The organism is Paenibacillus sp. HGF5 (assembly GCF_000204455.1).
GTDB classification, from domain to species: Bacteria; Bacillota; Bacilli; order Paenibacillales; family Paenibacillaceae; genus Paenibacillus_AQ; species Paenibacillus_AQ lautus_A.
This window is the reverse complement of the sequence record NZ_AEXS01000042.1, coordinates 1-19,284: the sequence shown is the minus strand read 5'-3', so window position 1 is coordinate 19,284 and position 19,284 is coordinate 1. Positions and strand designations below refer to the sequence as shown.

At 53.0% G+C, this 19,284-nt stretch carries 18 protein-coding genes and 1 pseudogene; all 19 read left to right on the top strand.

Going from position 1 to position 19,284, the window contains the following annotated elements:
- The first annotated feature begins 1 nt into the window (after window position 1).
- On the top strand, window positions 2-3,445 hold the full coding sequence (locus HMPREF9412_RS07380; protein ID WP_009590795.1) for an AAA family ATPase: 3,444 nt from the start codon (window positions 2-4) through the stop codon (window positions 3,443-3,445).
- A 279-nt stretch (window positions 3,446-3,724) separates the two neighbouring features.
- Window positions 3,725-4,084 (top strand): histidine triad nucleotide-binding protein, encoded by a 360-nt coding sequence (locus tag HMPREF9412_RS07375; RefSeq protein WP_009590808.1) that lies wholly within the window; start codon window positions 3,725-3,727, stop codon window positions 4,082-4,084.
- A 184-nt stretch (window positions 4,085-4,268) separates the two neighbouring features.
- Window positions 4,269-4,442 carry a 30S ribosomal protein S21 gene (rpsU, locus tag HMPREF9412_RS07370; protein ID WP_005547957.1) on the top strand — a complete coding sequence of 58 codons (174 nt, stop codon included), beginning with the start codon at window positions 4,269-4,271 and terminating at the stop codon, window positions 4,440-4,442.
- Window positions 4,443-4,458: 16 nt separating this feature from the next.
- Window positions 4,459-4,899 carry a GatB/YqeY domain-containing protein gene (locus HMPREF9412_RS07365; RefSeq protein WP_006209020.1) on the top strand — a complete coding sequence of 147 codons (441 nt, stop codon included), beginning with the start codon at window positions 4,459-4,461 and terminating at the stop codon, window positions 4,897-4,899.
- Window positions 4,900-5,165: 266 nt separating this feature from the next.
- Complete coding sequence (locus HMPREF9412_RS07360) at window positions 5,166-6,527, top strand: NfeD family protein (protein ID WP_009590779.1); 1,362 nt, start codon at window positions 5,166-5,168, stop codon at window positions 6,525-6,527.
- 93 nt (window positions 6,528-6,620) lie between these two features.
- Window positions 6,621-7,628 (top strand): flotillin-like protein FloA, encoded by a 1,008-nt coding sequence (floA, locus tag HMPREF9412_RS07355; RefSeq protein ID WP_009590804.1) that lies wholly within the window; start codon window positions 6,621-6,623, stop codon window positions 7,626-7,628.
- Window positions 7,629-7,757: 129 nt separating this feature from the next.
- Window positions 7,758-8,225 (top strand): hypothetical protein, encoded by a 468-nt coding sequence (locus tag HMPREF9412_RS07350; protein ID WP_254664014.1) that lies wholly within the window; start codon window positions 7,758-7,760, stop codon window positions 8,223-8,225.
- Between the two features lie 192 nt (window positions 8,226-8,417).
- Window positions 8,418-8,711, top strand: a complete 294-nt coding sequence (gene yqfC / locus HMPREF9412_RS07345; RefSeq protein WP_009590797.1) for a sporulation protein YqfC — start codon at window positions 8,418-8,420, stop codon at window positions 8,709-8,711.
- Complete coding sequence (gene yqfD / locus HMPREF9412_RS07340; RefSeq protein ID WP_009590823.1) at window positions 8,708-9,901, top strand: sporulation protein YqfD; 1,194 nt, start codon at window positions 8,708-8,710, stop codon at window positions 9,899-9,901. Before yqfC ends, yqfD begins: the two co-directional genes overlap by 4 nt.
- 6 nt (window positions 9,902-9,907) lie before the next feature.
- Window positions 9,908-10,879 carry a PhoH family protein gene (locus tag HMPREF9412_RS07335; RefSeq protein ID WP_009590792.1) on the top strand — a complete coding sequence of 324 codons (972 nt, stop codon included), beginning with the start codon at window positions 9,908-9,910 and terminating at the stop codon, window positions 10,877-10,879.
- Window positions 10,880-10,893: 14 nt separating this feature from the next.
- The gene (locus HMPREF9412_RS07330) at window positions 10,894-13,194 is read left to right on the top strand and encodes an HD family phosphohydrolase (RefSeq protein WP_009590791.1); all 2,301 of its coding nucleotides are present in this window, start codon (window positions 10,894-10,896) and stop codon (window positions 13,192-13,194) included.
- A gap of 2 nt (window positions 13,195-13,196) precedes the next feature.
- The gene (ybeY, locus tag HMPREF9412_RS07325) at window positions 13,197-13,694 is read left to right on the top strand and encodes an rRNA maturation RNase YbeY (protein WP_009590805.1); all 498 of its coding nucleotides are present in this window, start codon (window positions 13,197-13,199) and stop codon (window positions 13,692-13,694) included.
- Window positions 13,694-14,077: a diacylglycerol kinase family protein gene (locus HMPREF9412_RS07320; protein ID WP_036671583.1), complete on the top strand. Its 384-nt coding sequence runs from the start codon at window positions 13,694-13,696 to the stop codon at window positions 14,075-14,077. The genes ybeY and HMPREF9412_RS07320 overlap by 1 nt, the downstream gene beginning before the upstream one ends.
- Window positions 14,078-14,098: 21 nt before the next feature.
- Entirely contained in the window at window positions 14,099-14,506 is a 408-nt protein-coding gene (cdd, locus tag HMPREF9412_RS07315; protein ID WP_009590810.1) for a cytidine deaminase, read from the top strand.
- Window positions 14,507-14,583: 77 nt separating this feature from the next.
- A pseudogene (era, locus tag HMPREF9412_RS07310) lies at window positions 14,584-15,480 on the top strand (GTPase Era); the annotation flags it as partial.
- Window positions 15,481-15,620: 140 nt separating this feature from the next.
- Window positions 15,621-15,761 carry a YqzL family protein gene (locus tag HMPREF9412_RS32000; RefSeq protein WP_009590824.1) on the top strand — a complete coding sequence of 47 codons (141 nt, stop codon included), beginning with the start codon at window positions 15,621-15,623 and terminating at the stop codon, window positions 15,759-15,761.
- Between the two features lie 36 nt (window positions 15,762-15,797).
- Window positions 15,798-16,553, top strand: a complete 756-nt coding sequence (gene recO, locus HMPREF9412_RS07305) for a DNA repair protein RecO (RefSeq protein WP_009590819.1) — start codon at window positions 15,798-15,800, stop codon at window positions 16,551-16,553.
- 369 nt (window positions 16,554-16,922) lie between these two features.
- Window positions 16,923-17,810, top strand: coding sequence for a glycine--tRNA ligase subunit alpha (glyQ, locus tag HMPREF9412_RS07300; RefSeq protein ID WP_009590803.1), 888 nt, complete (start codon window positions 16,923-16,925; stop codon window positions 17,808-17,810).
- A partial coding sequence (gene glyS, locus HMPREF9412_RS07295) for a glycine--tRNA ligase subunit beta (protein ID WP_009590789.1) occupies window positions 17,803-19,284 on the top strand: 1,482 nt, incomplete at its 3' end. The genes glyQ and glyS, both read left to right, overlap by 8 nt.

Here is a 19,284-nt window from a genome sequence, read left to right as displayed (position 1 = left end):
AATGAAGCCGATTTTGTTGAAGTTATCCGGACTGCAGAGCTACCGAAGCACGCAGGAGATTGATTTCGAAACGTTGTGCGAAACCGGGCTCTTCGGTATTTTCGGACCGACGGGCAGCGGGAAATCCACGCTGCTGGATGCGATTACCTTAGCCATGTACGGAAAAGTGGAGCGCGCGGTTAACGGAACCCAGGGCATCATGAACCACTCGGAGGACGGCCTGTCCGTCTCCTTTACGTTTGAGTTGTCTTCCGCAGCCGGGCTGGAGCGATACCGGGTAGAGCGCAGGTTCAAACGGGTTAATGAGCTTTCCATCAGCAATACGGTGAGCCGTTTCATTCGCGTTACCCCCGAAGGGGATCAGGTGGTGGCGGATAAATTGGCCGAGGTCACCCGCTGCGTCGAAGAGAAAATCGGGCTCAAAATGGACGATTTTACCCGGGCGGTCGTGCTTCCGCAGGGAAAGTTCGCCGAATTCCTTTCCCTGAAGGGGAGCGAACGCCGGCAGATGCTGCAGCGGTTGTTCCATTTGGAACGGTACGGGGATCAGCTTGCGATCAAGCTCAGCCGCCGTGTTAAGGATACGGAGGGTTCTCTGAAATCGGTCGAAGCGGAACAGCAGGGTCTTGGAAGTGCAGGCAAGGAAGCTTTGGCGGAAGCGACGGCGGTGCTGGAACATGCCAAGAAACACGCGATGCTTTCCCGCAATCATCTCCAAGCCGCCATGGAAGCCCATGAAGCAATGGGAAAAATTCGCGAGCTGGATATGGAAAAGCGGCGGCTGCAGGGGAAGCTGGACGAGCTTGCCCAGCATGAGGAAGAGATGCAGCGGTTGGAACGCCGCCTTGAGCTGACAGGGGCTGCGGCCGCCGTTCTCCCCGCGCTTGAGGCATGGCGCGAATCCGGCAAGGCATGGGATCAGCGGCGGCGGACTGCCGAAGGGCTCCTGGCGCAAGCCGCGTCCGCCCAGCAGGCAGCCGAGCAGGCTGTGAAGGCGGATGAAGCCGCCCAAGCTGCGCTTCGGGCCGAGGAACCGAAGCTGGTGCTTCGGGAGCAGCAGCTGGAGCAGGCCGTTTTATTGCAGCGGGAACGTGATGCATTACGGGAAGAACTGGCCAAGCTGGATGCGCAGCGAACGAAAGCGCGCCAAGAGCGCGAAGGGATAACCGCTCTGCTTCATAAGGAGCAGGAGCTGCTTGAACGAGGCCGCAGGCGGCAGGAGGAGCTGCAGGGCAAGCTGAAAGGGCTGGAGACCCGTTCAGGGGAGCGCCAGGCGCTTCATCTGGCGATGCAGAAGGTTCAAGCCCTTGAGGCTGTCCGCAGGCAGAAGCAAAAGTCCGAGCTTGAACTGAAATCGCAGGAGGGCAAGCTGAGGGAGCTCGAGGCCAGAGTGGGCACCATGCAGAAGCAGGAGCAGGAGCTGCAGCGCGACTACATACAGCTCTCCATGCAGGCTGACAGCTTGCAGCGTGACGCAGCCGAAGCATCGGCATTTGCCGATCGGATCGCCGCTGCCGCAGTCGAGGTAAGCCAGGCGATGAGCCGATCGCTTCGGGACAGACAGCTTCATGCGTTGTCCCTTTCGCTGGCCGCCGAGCTCCGGGAAGGCGAGCCTTGTCCCGTGTGCGGAAGTCAGCATCATCCGCAACCGGCCGTTTCGGCAGGACAGCCTGAAGAGACTTTGGATGAGGACATGGACCGGCTGACGCGGATCACGCATCAAATTCAGGAAGCCAGATTGACCCTGCGGGGGCAGCATAACGAAGCGGAGTCGCTGGCGAGTCAATCGCGTTCGCAGATCGACACTTTCGCAGACGGCGAATTGATTGACGCGAGTTCCTTCAGGCAGAGCGGATCGATGGAAGCGGCGGTATCCGCCATGCCTGTCGCTGAAGGGCCGTATGACGCGGAAAAGCTTGCTTCGGATACAGCCTGGCTTATAGAAGCGGCTGATGTTCAAGCTGCTGCCATCGGGCAATGCCGAGCTGAAGTTTCCAAGGCACAACAGAGTCTTCTGGCATGTCGGCAGGAGCTTATGAAACAGAGCGCCGCGCTGGAGAATGGACAAGCGGCAGAGCACCAGATGCGGGATCAGTTAGCCGGATTGGAAATCGAAGCTGCGGACATTTTGGCTTCCTGGCAGGAAAGCAATCCGGAATTTCCTTTGGAAGAGGCAGCTGCCCGTTTTCAGCTCATGCAGGAGAAGGACGCGGAATCCGAATCGATTAAGGAAGGGCTCGAGCGCAGCGTTCCATTCATCGAAGAGAAAAAGGAGGCCGTCCTCCGCTTGGAGCAGCAGCTGCTTGAGCTCGAAAAGCTGCTGATTCAATGGGATGCGCAGCGGGAAGGAAAGGCGGATGGCCTGAAGGATAAAGAAGAGCGGCTTCAGGCTTGGATCGGAGACCGGTCGGCCGAGGAAATGCTGGGCGAGTGCAGGACCAGGATGAAGCTGCTGAAGGAGTCCGCGGAACAAGCCAGGAGCGAATGCAGGAAGGCAGAGGAGACGGCTCGGCATGCAGCCAAGGAAGCGGCGCTTGCGGAACAGGCGGAAATAGCCGCGCAGGAGCAGCACGGGGCTGCCAAGCTTGCCTGGGAGAACCAGCTGGCCGCCTCTCCGTTCGCTACGGAGCATGCCGTCATGGAAGCCTGCTTGACCCCGGAAGAAAGCGAACGATGTGCCCAGCTCGTGAAAGCGCATCGGGACGGGCAGCGGGAATGGACGCTGAGGCTTCGCGACGTCGAACTGAAGCTTGGCTCCCGCCCGTTCCAAGAAGAGGACTGGGAACGGTGCACAGCCGAGCTTCAGGCAGCACGTGCATCCGATGAGGAAGCGCTGCAGGCGAGAGCCCGGGCGGAGCGGGATTTGGAAGACTTGAACCAGCGTCACATCCGGTTCATGGAATTGGAAGAGCGGCGCCTAAACCTCCAGCGAGAGAGCGAGCGCTTGTCCAAATTGCAGTCCTGCTTGCGCGGCAACGCGTTTGTTGAATATATTGCGGAAGAACAGCTGATGCAGGTGAGCCAGTCGGCCTCCCAGCGTCTTCGCTATTTGACCAAGCAGCGCTACTCGCTTGAGGTGGATTCCGGCGGAGGCTTTGTCATTCGGGACGATGCCAACGGCGGCGTCCGGCGTCCGGTATCCACTTTATCCGGCGGCGAGACGTTCCTGACCTCATTGGCCTTGGCTTTGGCGCTCTCCGCCCAAATCCAGCTGCGCGGGCAATATCCGCTGCAATTCTTTTTCCTCGACGAAGGGTTCGGCACGCTGGATCCGGAGCTGCTGGAGACGGTCATCACCGCGCTTGAGCGCCTCCATACCGATAAGCTAACCGTCGGCATCATCAGCCATGTACCCGAGCTTCGGGCCCGCCTGCCGCGCAAGCTGGTGGTACAGCCGGCGGAACAGGCGGGAGCGGGATCCCGGATAACAATTGAATCGATGTAGCCGCAAAACATAAGGCGGTGTGATTTAAATCACGGAAACAGCAACAAGGCACTGTTATAGTACAGATAAGCCGACATATAGAAGAAGCACCGGGCTGGCGCTTGATCATGAGAGATTCCTTTCTTTTCCCTTGCTCTCGTGATGAAGCGCCTCCTTACTGGACAGCTGCGTTCCAGGGGTGCTTCTCTTTTTTTTATGGATCATCTTCCATCGATTGGACGCACTGCCCGTTTTCTTATATGATAAAAGCATGTACACGTATGAAAGGGGTAACCGCGAATGGATTGTGTTTTTTGTAAAATCGTAGAGGGTGAGCTTCCTTCCACGAAGATACTCGAGAATGATAAGGTGCTCGTATTTCAAAACATCAACCCGGAAGCGCCGGTTCATGTCTTGATCATTCCGAAGAAGCATATCGCTTCCATGAACGATATCGAGGATGAGGACCTGCTGCTGATTGGCGAGATGCACAAAGCGGCTAAAGAGGCCGCGGCCAAGCTGGGCATTGCGGAGAGCGGTTATCGGTTAATCAACAACTGCGGTCGCGATGGGGAACAAACGGTGTTCCACGTGCACTATCACCTGATGGGCGGACGCCGCTTAGGCGCATTAACCGGCATTTCCCCGGCTCATACATAATTTCTTGCATAGGAAGAAATATATCAGCCTCGCAGCGCATGGCCGCCGCGGGGGTGTTTCAATTGCACGGACTATCGTAAATTAAACGCCCAAGGTTGACACCCTATTTCGGTTTGCCCTATAATGAAGTTTGATGAACCGTGTTAATGCTCTTGGACGGTCTGGTCGGAGGGAGGGAAAACTGGTGTCTGAAACTAAAGTTCGCAAAAACGAGACAATTGATGCTGCACTTCGTCGCTTCAAGCGTTCCATTGCTAAAGATGGCGTATTGGCTGAAGTGAAGAAACGCAAGCATTATGAAAAGCCAAGCGTAAAGCGCAAGAAAAAGTCCGAGGCTGCTCGTAAGAGAAAGTTTTAGGAGGATCTGAACTAGCATGAATCTTAGCGAACGATTGAACGAAGATATGAAGCAAGCGATGAAGAGTAAGGACAAGTTCAAACTCTCAACGATTCGAATGGTTCGTTCGACGATAAAAAATCTTGAAATAGATTTGAAACGAAGTTTGGATGACAACGAAGTGCTTGATATTTTTAGTCGTGAAATCAAACAGCGCAAAGATGCCCTCCAAGAATTTGAAAAAGCGGGACGCGACGATCTTGCCGCCGATGCAAAAGCAGAAATTGAGCTCCTTAGCGCCTACCTCCCGGAACAGCTTACTGAAGAAGAAATTAAAGTCATTGTACAGCAGACCATCCAGGAAACCGGTGCTTCTTCAAAAGCCGAGATGGGTAAAGTAATGAGCGCTCTCATGCCGAAAGTTAAAGGGCGTGCAGACGGAAAGCTTGTCAATCAAGTTGTTCAACAATTTCTGTAACAACATAAGTGAAACACCCCTTGTTTTCTCAAGGGGTGTTTTTTCTTTGCCGTGAAGGAGCAGGGCTTGGAGAAGCCGAAGCGCCTTGATCGATGGTTTTTTCCATGGATGGGCATACTTTTTGAAACGAAATCGTTTCTGGTTCGTATTAACTACCATATGAGTGCAAGTAGATACATATGCTTATGCAAGAGGCAGGCCGCTGAACCCGTTTTGTCGAAATGAGGGTAGGGGTGGCCGAATGAAGTCGAAAAGGAGGGGGAAAAATGAGTGGAAAGTTGAGGATGCGCAGATTTCTGACGTTAACGGCAGCCGTCGTGATGATGCTGATATCGATCGGAATGTATGCAGCACCGATGAAATCCGCGATGGCGGCTAACATCGGGTCGGTGTACGTCATTCCGGTGAAGCAGCCGATCGAACGCGGCTTAACCAGCTTTATGGAGCGCGGTTTTAAGGAAGCCAAGGAAATGGCGGCAGGACTCATCGTCCTGGAAATCGATACGCCGGGCGGTCTTGTCGACCAAGCGGGTGAAATTGCCACCCTGATGAAGGACAGCGAGATTCCGATCGTGGCTTACATTACGGGCGATGCGGCATCGGCCGGCAGTTACATCGCACTCAATGCAGACAAGATTGCCATGTCCGAGGGCAGCATGATTGGCGCGGCTTACATGGTGGATGCCAGAGGCAATCGGATCGAGGATGCCAAGCTGGTTTCCTGGTGGAAGAGCAAAATGGCAGGAGCTGCCGAAGCGGGTGGTCGAAACAAAGAAATCGCGATGGGCATGGCAGATATCAATCTGAAGGTCGACATGCCTGAAATCGGTTTGACGAAGCAGCCTGGAGAGATTATATCCTTGACGCATGATGAAGCGCTGAAGACAGGTTATGCGGACACGATTGCGAACAGCACCGAAGAGGTCATCACATGGATGGACTATTCCACGCAGGACGTATTCCGGATGGAGCCGACTTTCTCGGAGAAGCTGGCTACATTTCTTACGCATCCCGGGGTCATGACGCTGCTGTTGTTCATCGGTATCGCCGGCGTGATTATCGAAGTCATTGTTCCTGGATTCGGCGTGCCGGGGATTCTTGGCGTGGTTGCATTCGTGCTTTATTTCTTCGGCAACCAGGTGGCCGGTTTTGCCGGTTGGGAGACCTGGCTGCTGTTTGTGATCGGTATCGTGATGCTGGCGATGGAGCTGTTTGTGCCAAGCTTCGGGATACTGGGCATCATAGGCTCAGCCAGCTTGATTGCCGGCGTCGTCATGGCGGCCTATAGCACCTCTCATGTTGCTCTGTCCCTCGGGGTTGCAGCGGCATCGGCCCTGGTGGCCATCATTGTGGTTGCCCTCGTATTCAAGGAACGGGGAGTATGGCGCAAGTTCATACTCAGTGACAGCTTATCGAAGGAACAGGGGTATGTTCCGAATGAAGACAGGGATGTGCTGATCGGCCTGGTTGGAACTTCGATTACGCCGCTACGGCCGGCTGGAACGATGGAACTTGAGGGACGGCGCCTTGATGTGGTTACCCTTGGCGGATTCATCGATTCCGGCCGACCGGTCCGCGTCATCAAGACGGACGGCACCCGAATTGTGGTAGAGGAAGAAAAAGGGTGAACCTCTGCGCGGAATTGTGTAGTATTAAAAGAGCCCGTGTTTAAACGTTCTACGTGATGAAGGCAAATATTCAATATTGGAGGGTAAACGAATATGGAATTGGATGGTTCTTTGGTACCGATTCTTCTAATCGGGGTTGTCGCGATTATCCTGCTTAGCGTGTTTTTCAGTTTTTTCCCGTTAATGCTCTGGATCTCGGCGCTCGCTTCCGGTGTGCGCATCGGGATTATTACATTGGTGGCCATGCGCCTGCGGCGCGTAACGCCAAGCCGGATTGTGAATCCGCTCATCAAGGCAACCAAGGCAGGACTTGGTCTTAACATCAACCAGCTGGAGAGTCACTATCTAGCAGGTGGTAACGTAGACCGGGTGGTCAATGCCTTGATTGCAGCCCAACGCGCGAATATTCCGCTCGAGTTTGAAAGAGCTGCTGCGATCGACCTTGCCGGACGCGATGTACTGCAGGCGGTGCAAATGAGCGTTAACCCGCGCGTGATTGAAACGCCGGTAGTAGCAGCCGTAGCAAAAGACGGTATTGAAGTCAAAGTTAAAGCACGTGTAACGGTACGTGCCAACATTGACCGTTTGGTCGGGGGTGCTGGCGAAGAGACGATTATTGCTCGTGTCGGTGAAGGTATCGTAACGACGGTAGGTTCCAGTAATTCGCATAAAGATGTTCTTGAAAATCCGGACCTGATCTCAAGAACGGTTCTGTCCAAGGGACTCGACGCAGGAACAGCGTTTGAGATTCTGTCTATTGATATCGCGGACGTGGATGTAGGCAAAAACATCGGTGCTTACCTGCAGACCGAACAGGCCGAAGCCGACAAGCGCATTGCCCAAGCGAAGGCGGAAGAACGCCGCGCTATGGCAGTAGCCCAAGAGCAGGAGATGAAGGCTCGCGTCGTAGAGATGAGAGCACGCGTCGTGGAATCGGAATCTCAAGTTCCGCTGGCGATGGCAGAAGCGCTTCGCAGCGGCCAGCTGGGCGTGATGGATTATATGAACCTGAAGAATATCGAAGCCGATACGCAAATGAGAGGTTCCTTCGGTAAGATGGGTGAGAATAATGACAACTCCGGAGACAACAAAACCAAGTAACCACGATGAGGTGAGCCTATAGTGAGCTGGTTAATCGAAAATTTTTACATTGTAGCTGTTATAGGCTTCTTCATTATCTCCGCCCTCGGAAGAAGGGGAAAGAACCCCGAGGAGGGGAAAAACCCTCGTATGCCATCCTTCGGCGGCGAAGGGGACCGTCCTGCAAGACCGGGGCAGCAGCGGTCACAGCGGCCTGAAGCAAGACGGGTACAGACGGCTCCACAAGTCTCCCGTCCGCCTGTTCAGGAAAGCACCCGGATCGAGCGGTTGGATGAAGAAGAAACGGATACCGGGAACGGATACTCTCTTGAACATCAAGAGATTGATCGAGCGAGACGTGAGGAAGAGATGAGGTTCCACCCTGACAGCATAGATCATAGAATCGAGATGATGGAGAAGGACTTGAACCGGATTCACTCTAATTTGAATCGGATGACCATCGCATTACCTGAAACTGTTGTCGAAAGCCAAGATGAAAATCGCGAACAGACTAGGAGCAGTCGATCGAATCTTGCAGAACAGGCTCGAAACGGCATTGTTTGGGCCGAAATTTTGGGACCCCCGCGTGCCAAACGCTCCATGAACTCTCGCCGGTAATCTTCGGACGCTTTGAGGGTTTCAGAAACTAAGATTGGGTGAGTTTTACGAAATTAGCTGCTGTTAATAGATTCATAGAAGCGGGAGACCGCCTCGTCAGATTTTTGACGGGGCGGTCTTTTTACTTTTCATCTCATAAAACGGCTGCCTGGGGCATAAGGTGTACAGTACAGGAAGGGGGAAAGTCTCCATATGTCCCGCATCAGCCGCAAGCTGCAGAAATGGACCCAAGAAATGCTTGATTTGCCACAGGACCTGTTATTTGATTTACCGCGGTTGACCCTGATTGGCAATAAAGAGCTGCATATCGAAAACCATCGCGGAGTCCGGCATTTTTCCGAGGAACGACTTGTGTTGTCATTAACGCAGGGTTCTTTGGAGATTTCCGGGACCGGGCTTGCGATTCAGGCCATTCAAAGCCACGAAGTGACCATCATTGGCACCATTCATAATATTCAATACATAGGATTGGGGGAGAAACCGTGAAGATTCCGACGATGATCCATCTTCGAGGATATTTGAAGCTCGCCGTTCGCGGTGAGCATGTGGAAGCATTCATCAATTCATTGGCGGAGGCCGGGACCCCGGTTTGGGACGTAACACCGACAGGGGCGCATTCAGCAGAGTTTAAGCTGCTGCTGAAAGATTTCAAAGGGCTCCGTCCGCTGTTAAAACGGACAGGCTGTCGTACGCGCATCAAGGAGCGGTTTGGTTATCCTTTTCAAGCACGACGTTTGTTCAAACGCAAAGCTTTTGTTATCGGCGTCGTTGCGTTTTTTATGATTCTGCTGACGCTTTCGTCCATGGTATGGAACGTGGAGGTCGAGGGCAATGAAACGATTGCGTCGGAAGATGTACTGGATGCGGCCAAACAGGAGGGCATTTATCCGTTTCAATGGATATTTAAGCTGCAATCGATGGACAAGCTGTCCGGCAATTTGACCGTCCGTCTTCCGGGAACCTCTTGGGTAGGGGTGGAACGCAACGGGACGCGCATACGCATTCAGATCGTCGAGGCAGCCGTGCCGGAGAAACCGCCTCTCCAGAGCCCAAGGCATATGATCAGTACCCAGGACGCGGTAATTACTCAAATGTACGCAGAGAAGGGGGTTCCTAAAGTAGGGATCAACAGCCGCGTGAAGAAGGGCGACATTCTGATCTCCGGGGTTCTTGGGGATGAGGAGAATTCGGAGAGAGTCGTAGCCAAAGGGGAAGTGAGGGGCCTGGTATGGCATGAATACGATATCGAAATTCCGTTGGTGAAAACGCATAAGGTCTATACGGGCGAAGGTAAGAAGCGTTCCTATATCGTATTTGGTGATCGTGCCGTTCAGTTGTGGGGCTACGGGGAAATCCCGTATTCGCAGCAGGAGACCCTGACCTTCTATGATCCGCTGACTTGGAGGACGCGCGTGCTGCCGCTCGGCTGGATGACGGAAAAAATCATGGAGGTCACAGAGGTCCAGCGGACCATTACCGAGGATGAAGCCAAAAAAGAGGGAATCGAGGGGGCGCGCCGCGATATTTTGGCGAAATATGGGACCGATTCAAGATTCGTAAGCCAAAAAATTTTGCATGATAAGAAAGAGAATGGTAAAGTTTATATGAAAGTGCTTTTTGAGGTGGAAGAGACCATCGCGAAAGAACTTCCCATAGTATACGATCAAGGAGAATGAGGCTATTTGTCACAGCAAACGACCAGCATTCAAATTTTACTTCAAAGCGCGTCAGAAGGTCTGTCCTTATTCGGACCACAAGATACATTTCTAAAATTAATCGAAAAAGAGATTCCTGCGACGATCGATTCACGGGAAGCCGTCATCACGATTCGGGGACAACATCGAAATGTGGAGAGTCTTCAGCAGCTGTTTGAAGTGCTGCTCCAGCTTGTGCGCAACGGCTACATTTTGACCGAGCGCGATATTCTTTATGCTGTAGAACTTGCCAAGGATCTGAGGGCTGATCAGCTGCTGGATCTGTACAAAGGCGAGATTACGACAACCTTCAAAGGTAAGCCTATTCGAGTAAAAACCATCGGCCAGAAGCACTATGTGACCACCATCAAGAAGCGGGACATCGTATTCGGCATCGGTCCTGCCGGAACAGGGAAGACCTATTTGGCCGTCGTTCTGGCCGTAGCCGCGCTGAAGGAAGGATCTGTCAAAAGGATCATTCTGACAAGGCCAGCAGTGGAGGCCGGAGAGAGCCTGGGCTTCCTGCCTGGAGACCTGCAAGAGAAGGTTGACCCTTATCTGAGACCTTTGTACGATGCCTTATACGACGTTATGGGCCCGGATCAAACGGCCAAGGCGCTGGAGCGCGGGTTGATCGAAATCGCGCCGCTCGCGTACATGCGCGGACGGACGCTGGACGACTCGTTTATTATTTTGGATGAAGCACAGAACACCACGCCGGAACAGATGAAGATGTTTCTGACCCGGCTCGGATTCGGTTCGAAGATGGTCATTACAGGGGACGTGACCCAGATTGACCTGCCGCGGGGGAAAAAATCAGGACTTATCGAAGCTAAAACGATATTAAGCGGAATTGAGGAAGTCGGATTCGTCTATTTCGCCGAACAGGATGTTGTACGTCATTCCTTAGTACAAAAAATCATCGTCGCTTATGATAAAGCAGCAGAAAACCAAGATTAAAGGGGATTGTCGCAATGGCCTCCAAAGAACCATCGACGGACAAGTCCATGTGGAGTAAAAACAGCGGATGGAAATATAGCGTGGCAACACGCTATATTCTGTTTCTGCTGCTTGCTTTGCTCTTTTATATCAGTCTAGCATCCAAGCTTTTGCCGGAACGCTATGACATCCAGGTCAATACGAAAAGCGAAAAGAATATCGTGGCGCCCGTTCAAATCGAGGACAGCAAGGCGACGCTGAAGGCACAGGAGGCGGCGGCGGAGAACGTCCAGCCGATTTACCCTCTCGTCCCGCTGCGGAACGACGTTCTGGTTACTCAGATCCTTGACCGCATTGAACGGTTGAACCAGGACGTGGATATCAGCTCCGCCGAAAAGGTGGAAATTTATCGCAAAGAAATTCCGCGGATGGCCAGAGAATTCGTGCAAAATTTCGTGTCGGCCAACAGCACGAATGAAGCCTACTCCAAAGAGCTGCTTCAGGAAATGCAGCGGGTTATCGAAGAACAAACCTATCGGATTCCCGAGGAAACGTTCATTAAGATACCGCGGTTGAATTCGGAAGATATTATCCAGATGAAGCCCGTAGCCCGCGAGATCGTCTCCAGGCTGATGCTGAACGAGATCGTGGATGCCGACACGGCCCGCACCCGCGTGGCGGAACGAGTGAACACCAGCTCGTTGAACGATCGGACCGCCAGGGAAGTCGTTCAGGAACTGGCGAGCTTAACGATTACGGCCAACAAGTTCTATGACGAGGTCGCCACGAAGAATGCGAAGGTTGAAGCTCGCGAGAATACCCCGCCCGTCTTTATCAAACAGGGGGACATCCTTGTGGCAAAGGGTCAGCTCATCACGCCGGAGCTGTACGAGCTGCTCGGCAAGAACGGGCTGCTGAAGGACGACATCAACTATTGGCCGGAGCTTGGCGTTTTGCTCCTGTCCGTTTTGCTGTCCCTCGGCATACTGACGTTCATCCGGCAGTCGGAGCCGGGCAAATTCAAATACAATAACTCGCAGCTGCTGATGCTGGTCCTGGTGTACGTCATCACGCTGATCACCATGCATTTGACCGCATTTCTGCAGAGCGATTCTCAGATGTACGTGGGGTATTTGGCGCCTGTCGCGATCGGCGCGATTCTGGTTACCCTGCTGCTGGAGACCTCGCTTGCCTATTTCAGCGTCATTATCTTCAGCATCATGGCAAGCGTCATATTGAACGTTCAAGGGGAACTGTTCGACTTCAAGTTCGGGTTATTCGCAGCCGTGACTTCCTGCGTGGCGATCTTCTCGATCCACCGCGCAAGCCAGAGGTCGACGATGCTGAAGGGCGGCATCATGGCTTCTCTCTTCGGCGCCTTGATCGTGTTCATTATGCTGCTGCTCAATAACGACACGTGGACTACGACGGAAACGCTGTATTCGATCGGCTTTGCCATCGCGGGCGGACTGTTAACGGCGATCCTGGTTATCGGGCTCATGCCGTTCTTTGAAGTCACCTTCGGCATTCTCTCGGCGCTGAAGCTGGTTGAATTGTCAAATCCGAACCATCCGCTACTCCGTAAACTGCTGACAGAGACGCCGGGCACATACCATCACAGCGTCATGGTCGGTAACTTATCCGAGGCTGCTGCGGAAGCGATTGGCGCCAACGGACTGCTGTGCCGCGTCGGTTCTTATTATCACGATATCGGAAAAACCAAGCGCCCGATCTATTTCATCGAGAATCAGAACAATATGGAGAATCCGCATGATTCCATAGAACCGAAGCTGAGCAAATCCATTATCGTAGCGCATGCAAGGGATGGCGTGGAGATGCTCAAGGAGTACAAGCTGCCCAAACCGATAAGGGATATTGCGGAGCAGCATCATGGCACCACGTTTTTACACTATTTCTATCATAAGGCGGTTCGCCAGGCGGAAGAGCAGGGCGTCGAGCCGGATTTCACGGAGGATGATTTCCGCTATCCGGGGCCGAAGGCCCAATCCAAGGAGTCTGCGATTGTCGGCATCGCCGACAGCGTGGAAGCGGCCGTCCGATCATTGCGTAAGCCAACGGTCGAACAGGTCGAATCGATGATCGAGAAGATTATCAAGGGGCGTCTGGATGACCATCAGTTTAATGATTGCGATTTAACGATGAAGGAACTGGACATCATCGCCAAGACGTTAAAGGAGACGGTGATGGGGATTTTCCATTCCCGGATCGAATATCCGGAGGATGTGAAGCGTCCCAAACTGCCCGCGCCGAACGGCGAAGGCTCGACCGCATCGGAGACGTCCGCAACGAGTGAGGAACAGAGAAGGAGCGTATAAGAATGAGCCTGCAGCTGGCATGGAATAATGAACAAGAGGATTTTCAGATTAGCGAGGAATTGATCGCCCTGCTTGAAGCGATTCTGCAGAAGGCCGGAGAGGCTGAAGGCGTAACCGATGGCGAGGTTGATCTGACCTTTGTCGATGATGAAGGGATCCATGAATTGAACCGGGAGTACCGGGGAATCGATCGTCCGACCGACGTGCTCTCCTTTGCAATGAATGAAATAACGAACGATGAGCTCGAGATCATTTATGAGCTGGAAGAGGGAGAAGAGCTGGAGAGCGTGCCGGATGTACTGGGCGATATCATTATTTCGGTCCCCCGGGCGAAGCTGCAAAGCGAAGAATACGGTCACTCCCTGGAGCGTGAGCTGGGTTTTCTGTTTGTTCACGGATTTCTTCACTTGCTCGGATATGACCATCAGGATGAGGCAAGCGAAGCCGAAATGATGGGCAAACAGGAAGCCGTACTTGCCGAAGTAGGATTGACAAGATAGTGAAGCCGCACAGACAATCGTTATACAGGGCTTTTAGATGCGCTATACGAGGCATCTTGACGGCTGTACAAACGGAACGCAATATGAAAATCCACATTGCTGCTGCCTTGATCGTGTTCATCGCAGCAGCTTTGCTGCAATTGGATCGAATCAGCTGGTTATTTTTGCTATTGGTGGTTTCCATTGTATTCATTGCGGAGCTGGTCAATACCGCGGTGGAGGCCATCATCGATTTGATCTCGCCAGATGAACATGAGTTAGCCCGGGTGGCTAAGGATACGGCAGCCGGTGCAGCATTCGTTGCAGCGGCGTTTGCCGTCGTGATCGGCATTCTGGTCTTCTATGAACCGGTATGGGAATGGATACAATCTTTAACAAGCTGAACGATATAGGAGGAACTAGACATGGATGCAGGTTTGTTGATGCAAGAAGCGATTAAAGCGCGCACGCGGGCGTACATTCCTTATTCGAAATTCGGCGTGGGAGCGGCCCTGCTGGATTCTCGCGGACAGGTGCATTTGGGCTGCAACGTGGAGAATGCCGCCTACGGACCGACCAATTGCGCGGAGCGCACGGCATTGTTCCGGGCGATTGCCGACGGTCATGAAGCGGGGAGCTTCCAAGCGATTGCCATCGTTGCGGATACGGACGGCCCGTGCACGCCGTGCGGCGTATGCCGACAAGTGCTGGTGGAGCTGTGCAAGCCGGATATGAAGGTCATTATGGGCAACATGAAGGGCGACATCAAGGAGACGACCGTCAGCGAACTGCTGCCGGGGGCGTTCGGTCCATGGGATTTAAACAAGCAGTAAGACTCCAAATCATATTGTACGGAATCATGTAGTACACAACACGCAGATACGGAACCGTAACGGAGGCATGGTATGAAAAAAAACAATTTAAATCCGGTTTTGTGGCAATTATCGGTAGACCGAACGTAGGCAAATCGACGCTGATGAACCAAGTGATCGGCCAGAAAATCGCCATCATGTCGGACAAGCCGCAAACGACAAGAAACAAAATCCATGGCGTTTATACGACCTCGGATTCCCAAGTGGTCTTTCTGGATACGCCGGGCATCCATAAGCGTCAGTCCAAGCTCGGAGATTATATGAATCAGACCGCTTTGAGCACATTGGGTGAGGTTGAAGCGGCATTGTTCCTGGTTGACGCGTCCGAGGGCATCGGCGGGGGAGACCGGTATATCGCCGAGCAGCTGCAGAAAATCAAGACGCCGATCATCCTGGTGATGAACAAAATCGACAAGATTGAGCCGCCCGCTCTGCTGCCTCTGATCGAGCAATATCGGAAGCTGCATGATTTTGCAGAAATCGTCCCGATTTCTGCGAAGCTCGGCAGCAATGTGAACACGCTGCTCGAGCAGATCCAGAAGTATTTGCCGCCAGGCCCGCAGTACTATCCTGAGGACCAAGTGACGGATCATCCGGAGCAATTCGTATGCGCCGAGCTGATTCGCGAGAAAATTTTGCACATGACCAGGGAGGAAGTGCCTCATTCCATCGCAGTCACCATCGAGGATATGCGGGTCGAAGAGAACGGAACCGTCTATATTTCCGCCGTTATTTTCGTAGAACGCGATTCCCAGAAGGGCATCATTATCGGCAAGCAGGGGGCGCTGCTTAAAGAAGTGGGCAGACAGGCCCGCCAGGATATTCAAAGGCTGCTGGGGTCCAAGATTTTCTTGGAGCTCTGGGTTAAAGTAAAAAAAGATTGGCGCAATCAAGAACGCGTTCTTCGCGATCTCGGATTTCACCGCGGGGAATAATGAAGCCGGTGCAGATTCTTGAGGAAAATCATACGCGGCAGTCGCCTGCCAACAATTGCATCTCATAAATCTGCTCTAGAGGCACATCCTAATTTTCGTAGATGATGCAGACGTCATTTCCGAAGAGAGGATGAATACGAATGCGAGATTTTTCGTGGAAGTATTTTGCGATGACTGGAGATGTCGATGCGTATTTGCTGTATAAGGAAGCCGAGGGTGAATCGGTCCTTGCAGCTGCATCCGTTGAAGACGAGGCGGCCCCGAATGAAGAAGACGAGTAATCATTGGTTGTTCCAGGAATGGTTGGGGGAAAGCGCATGCTATATCGGGCGGAAGGGATTGTCATCCGCAGCATGGACTACGGTGAAGGGAACAAAATCATTACACTTTGCACCAAAGAATCGGGCAAGGTAGGCGTGCTGGTCAGAGGAGCAAAGAAGGTGAAAAGCCGTCATGCTGCTCTGACGCAGCTGTTTACTTATGGAGAATATGTGTTCTTCCGGAATGGTACCGGGCTTGGCAACTTGAACGCCGGCGAGATTATGGAATCTCACCACGGGCTCAGGGAGGACCTTGTAAAAGCCGCCTATGCTTCTTATGCCTGCGAGCTCTTGGATCGGGTGCTGCAGGATGAGGAGACGGGCGCTTTTTGGTTTCATCAGCTCAAGGCCTGCCTGGAAGCCCTTCAGGAGGATAAGGACCCCCAAATTATCATCAATCTGTATGAGATGAAAATTTTGCAGGCGGCAGGGTACGGGCCGGAGCTGGATGTTTGCATTTCATGCAATCAATCCAGAAAAGACGAAGATATGCTGGTGAGCCCCCGCCTTGGCGGCGTGCTGTGCCGTTACTGCAAACATCTGGATCCGCCGGCGATGGCCATCTCGCCCAGAACGCTGAAGCTGCTGCGCCTGTTTGGACGCCTGGACTTGAGGCGGCTGGGCAATGTAGACGTAAAGGACGAAACGAAGGCCGAGCTCAAAAAAGTCATGCGAGCGTTGATGGATATGCAGCTGGGGCTGCGTTTGAAATCGCAAAACTTTTTGGACCAAATGGACAAGTACAACATTTGACGTAAAGTATGGAATGAGGTATTATATTTATCAGTTTATTAGTTTTTTGAATACTGACATGCATTGAACGGGAAAGTAGTGAATAATCGATCCAATGATAGCGAGCCGGGGGCGGTGGAAGCCTGGCGGGAGATATTCATGAACAGGGCACCCGGGAGCATGGTGTAACGATAAAGTGGGTTTTGCATATCGCTGGAGATCGTCAGATCGTCGGCAGCGAAAGCAAGGCCAAGTAGGGTGGAACCGCGGGAAGCTACAGCTCTCGTCCCTATGTCTGTACAACAGGCGTAGGACGAGAGCTTTTTGTTGTACAGAGAAATGCAAGCATGATGGATTGGATTCGAAAAAGAAAACAAAGGAGCTAAAATCATGAATTTCCAGCAGATGATTTTGACGCTGCAGCAATTTTGGGCGGAACAGAATTGCATCATCGTGCAGCCGTACGACACGGAAAAAGGCGCCGGTACGATGAACCCGATGACGTATTTGCGTTCGATCGGGCCCGAGCCGTGGAACGTGGCTTATGTTGAGCCTTCCCGTCGCCCGGCCGATGGCCGCTATGGGGAGAACCCGAACCGTTTGTATCAGCATCACCAATTCCAGGTCATTCTCAAACCTTCGCCTGACAATATCCAGGAGCTGTATTTGGAGAGCTTGAAGCGTCTTGGCATCAATCCGCTTGATCATGACATCCGTTTTGTCGAGGACAACTGGGAAGCGCCAACGCTCGGTGCATGGGGCTTGGGCTGGGAAGTATGGCTCGATGGTATGGAGATCACGCAGTTTACGTACTTCCAGCAGGTTGGCGGCATTGACGCCAATCCGGTGGCTGTGGAGATTACCTACGGCATGGAGCGCCTTGCATCCTACATCCAGGATAAAGAGAACGTGTTCGATCTGGAGTGGGTAGACGGCATTACCTACGGAGACGTGTTCCATCAGCCGGAATTCGAGCATTCGAAGTATACCTTTGAAGTGTCCGACGTGAAGATGCTGTTTACGCTGTTTAACATGTACGAGGAAGAAGCGAATAAAGCGATGAACCAGCAACTGGTGTTCCCCGCTTATGATTATGTTCTGAAATGCTCGCACACGTTCAACCTTCTGGATGCCAGAGGCGCGATCAGCGTAACGGAGAGAACGGGATACATCATGCGCGTGCGCAACCTGGCTCGTCAGGTAGCTGCCACGTATTTGGAGGAGCGCGAGAAGCTGGGCTTCCCGCTGATTAAGAAAGGGGGCGCAGAGCATGTCTAAGGATTTATTGTTTGAAATCGGCCTGGAAGAAGTGCCGGCGAGATTTCTGCGCGCCGCGATGGAGCAGCTTCAGGACAAGTTGGTCAAATGGCTGGATGCTTCCAGAATCGCGCATGGCGAAGTCACGGCATTTGCTACCCCGCGCCGCTTGGCGGTATGGGTTCAGAACGTTGCGGATAAACAAGAGGACGTCAGCGAGGAAGTGAAAGGGCCTTCCCGCAAGATCGCTCTTGATGACAGCGGGCAGTGGAGCAAGGCGGCTCTTGGTTTTGCCAAAAGCCAGGGCGTTGATCCCGAGAGCTTTACGTTTAAGGAGCTCGGCGGAGTCGAGTATATTTACGTGACGAAGAATAGCGTCGGCGTGGATACGAAGTCCATCCTGTCCGAAGGGTTGCTTGGAATACTGACTTCGATGACATTCCCGAAAAACATGCGCTGGGGAGCGCACGAATTCAAATTCGTCCGTCCGATTAAGTGGATGGTCGCGATGCTGGGCAGCGAGACGGTAGATCTGGAAATTACGGGCGTGAAGGCCGGTAACGTAACTCGCGGGCATCGTTTCCTTGGCGGAGAAGCCGTAATTCCGGAAGCATCTGCTTACCGCGACGTGCTTCGCGAACAGCATGTTATCGTCGATGTGGATGAGCGCCAAGAGATGATCGTTTCGCAAATCCAGGCGCTGGCCCAGGAGAAGGACTGGAATATCGCGATCAAGGATGACCTGCTTGAGGAGGTATTGTTCCTGGTTGAAACTCCAACCGTGCTGTACGGATCGTTCGACTCCTCATTCCTTCATATTCCGCAGGAAGTATTGATTACGTCCATGCGTGAGCATCAGCGGTATTTCCCGGTGCTGGATAAGCAGGGACAATTGCTTCCGTATTTCGTAACGGTTCGCAGCGGGGACAGCCGCTCCCTCGACGTGATTGCGAGAGGAAACGAGAAGGTGCTGCGGGCCCGGTTATCGGATGCGAAATTCTTCTATGAGGAAGACCAGAAGCTTCAGATCAAGGATGCCTTGTCGAAGCTGGAGAGCATCGTTTTCCATGAAGAGCTGGGGACGATCGGCGATAAAGTCCGCAGAATCCGCCGGATTTCGGATCAGTTGTCCGCGAAGCTTAACGTTTCTGCAGACGCAGCGGATTCCGTGAGCCGTGCGGCCGATATTTGCAAATTCGATCTGGTGACGCAGATGGTCTATGAATTCCCTGAATTGCAAGGGGTCATGGGAGAGGATTACGCAAGAAAAGCCGGTGAGAAGGAGCATGTAGCCAAAGCGGTGTTCGAGCATTACCAGCCTCGCTTTGCCGGCGATTCGGTGCCTTCCACGATGGTGGGTTCCATCGTGAGCATCGCGGATAAAATCGACACCATCGTGGGATGCTTCTCCATCGGTATTATTCCGACTGGCTCCCAGGATCCTTACGCACTTCGGCGTCAGGCTGCGGGCATCGTTCAGATCATTTTGGAGCAC

Excerpts from the sequence above, each read along its gene's own strand:
- floA (WP_009590804.1), top strand. The coding sequence starts at position 6,621 with ATGGAATTGGATGGTTCTTTGGTACCGATTCTTCTAATCGGGGTTGTC.
- HMPREF9412_RS07375 (WP_009590808.1), top strand. The coding sequence starts at position 3,725 with ATGGATTGTGTTTTTTGTAAAATCGTAGAGGGTGAGCTTCCTTCCACG.
- ybeY (WP_009590805.1), top strand. The coding sequence starts at position 13,197 with ATGAGCCTGCAGCTGGCATGGAATAATGAACAAGAGGATTTTCAGATT.
- cdd (WP_009590810.1), top strand. The coding sequence starts at position 14,099 with ATGGATGCAGGTTTGTTGATGCAAGAAGCGATTAAAGCGCGCACGCGG.
- HMPREF9412_RS32000 (WP_009590824.1), top strand. The coding sequence starts at position 15,621 with ATGCGAGATTTTTCGTGGAAGTATTTTGCGATGACTGGAGATGTCGAT.
- yqfC (WP_009590797.1), top strand. The coding sequence starts at position 8,418 with ATGTCCCGCATCAGCCGCAAGCTGCAGAAATGGACCCAAGAAATGCTT.
- HMPREF9412_RS07350 (WP_254664014.1), top strand. The coding sequence starts at position 7,758 with ATGCCATCCTTCGGCGGCGAAGGGGACCGTCCTGCAAGACCGGGGCAG.
- HMPREF9412_RS07360 (WP_009590779.1), top strand. The coding sequence starts at position 5,166 with ATGAGTGGAAAGTTGAGGATGCGCAGATTTCTGACGTTAACGGCAGCC.
- HMPREF9412_RS07330 (WP_009590791.1), top strand. The coding sequence starts at position 10,894 with ATGGCCTCCAAAGAACCATCGACGGACAAGTCCATGTGGAGTAAAAAC.
- HMPREF9412_RS07365 (WP_006209020.1), top strand. The coding sequence starts at position 4,459 with ATGAATCTTAGCGAACGATTGAACGAAGATATGAAGCAAGCGATGAAG.
- HMPREF9412_RS07380 (WP_009590795.1), top strand. The coding sequence starts at position 2 with ATGAAGCCGATTTTGTTGAAGTTATCCGGACTGCAGAGCTACCGAAGC.
- glyQ (WP_009590803.1), top strand. The coding sequence starts at position 16,923 with ATGAATTTCCAGCAGATGATTTTGACGCTGCAGCAATTTTGGGCGGAA.
- recO (WP_009590819.1), top strand. The coding sequence starts at position 15,798 with ATGCTATATCGGGCGGAAGGGATTGTCATCCGCAGCATGGACTACGGT.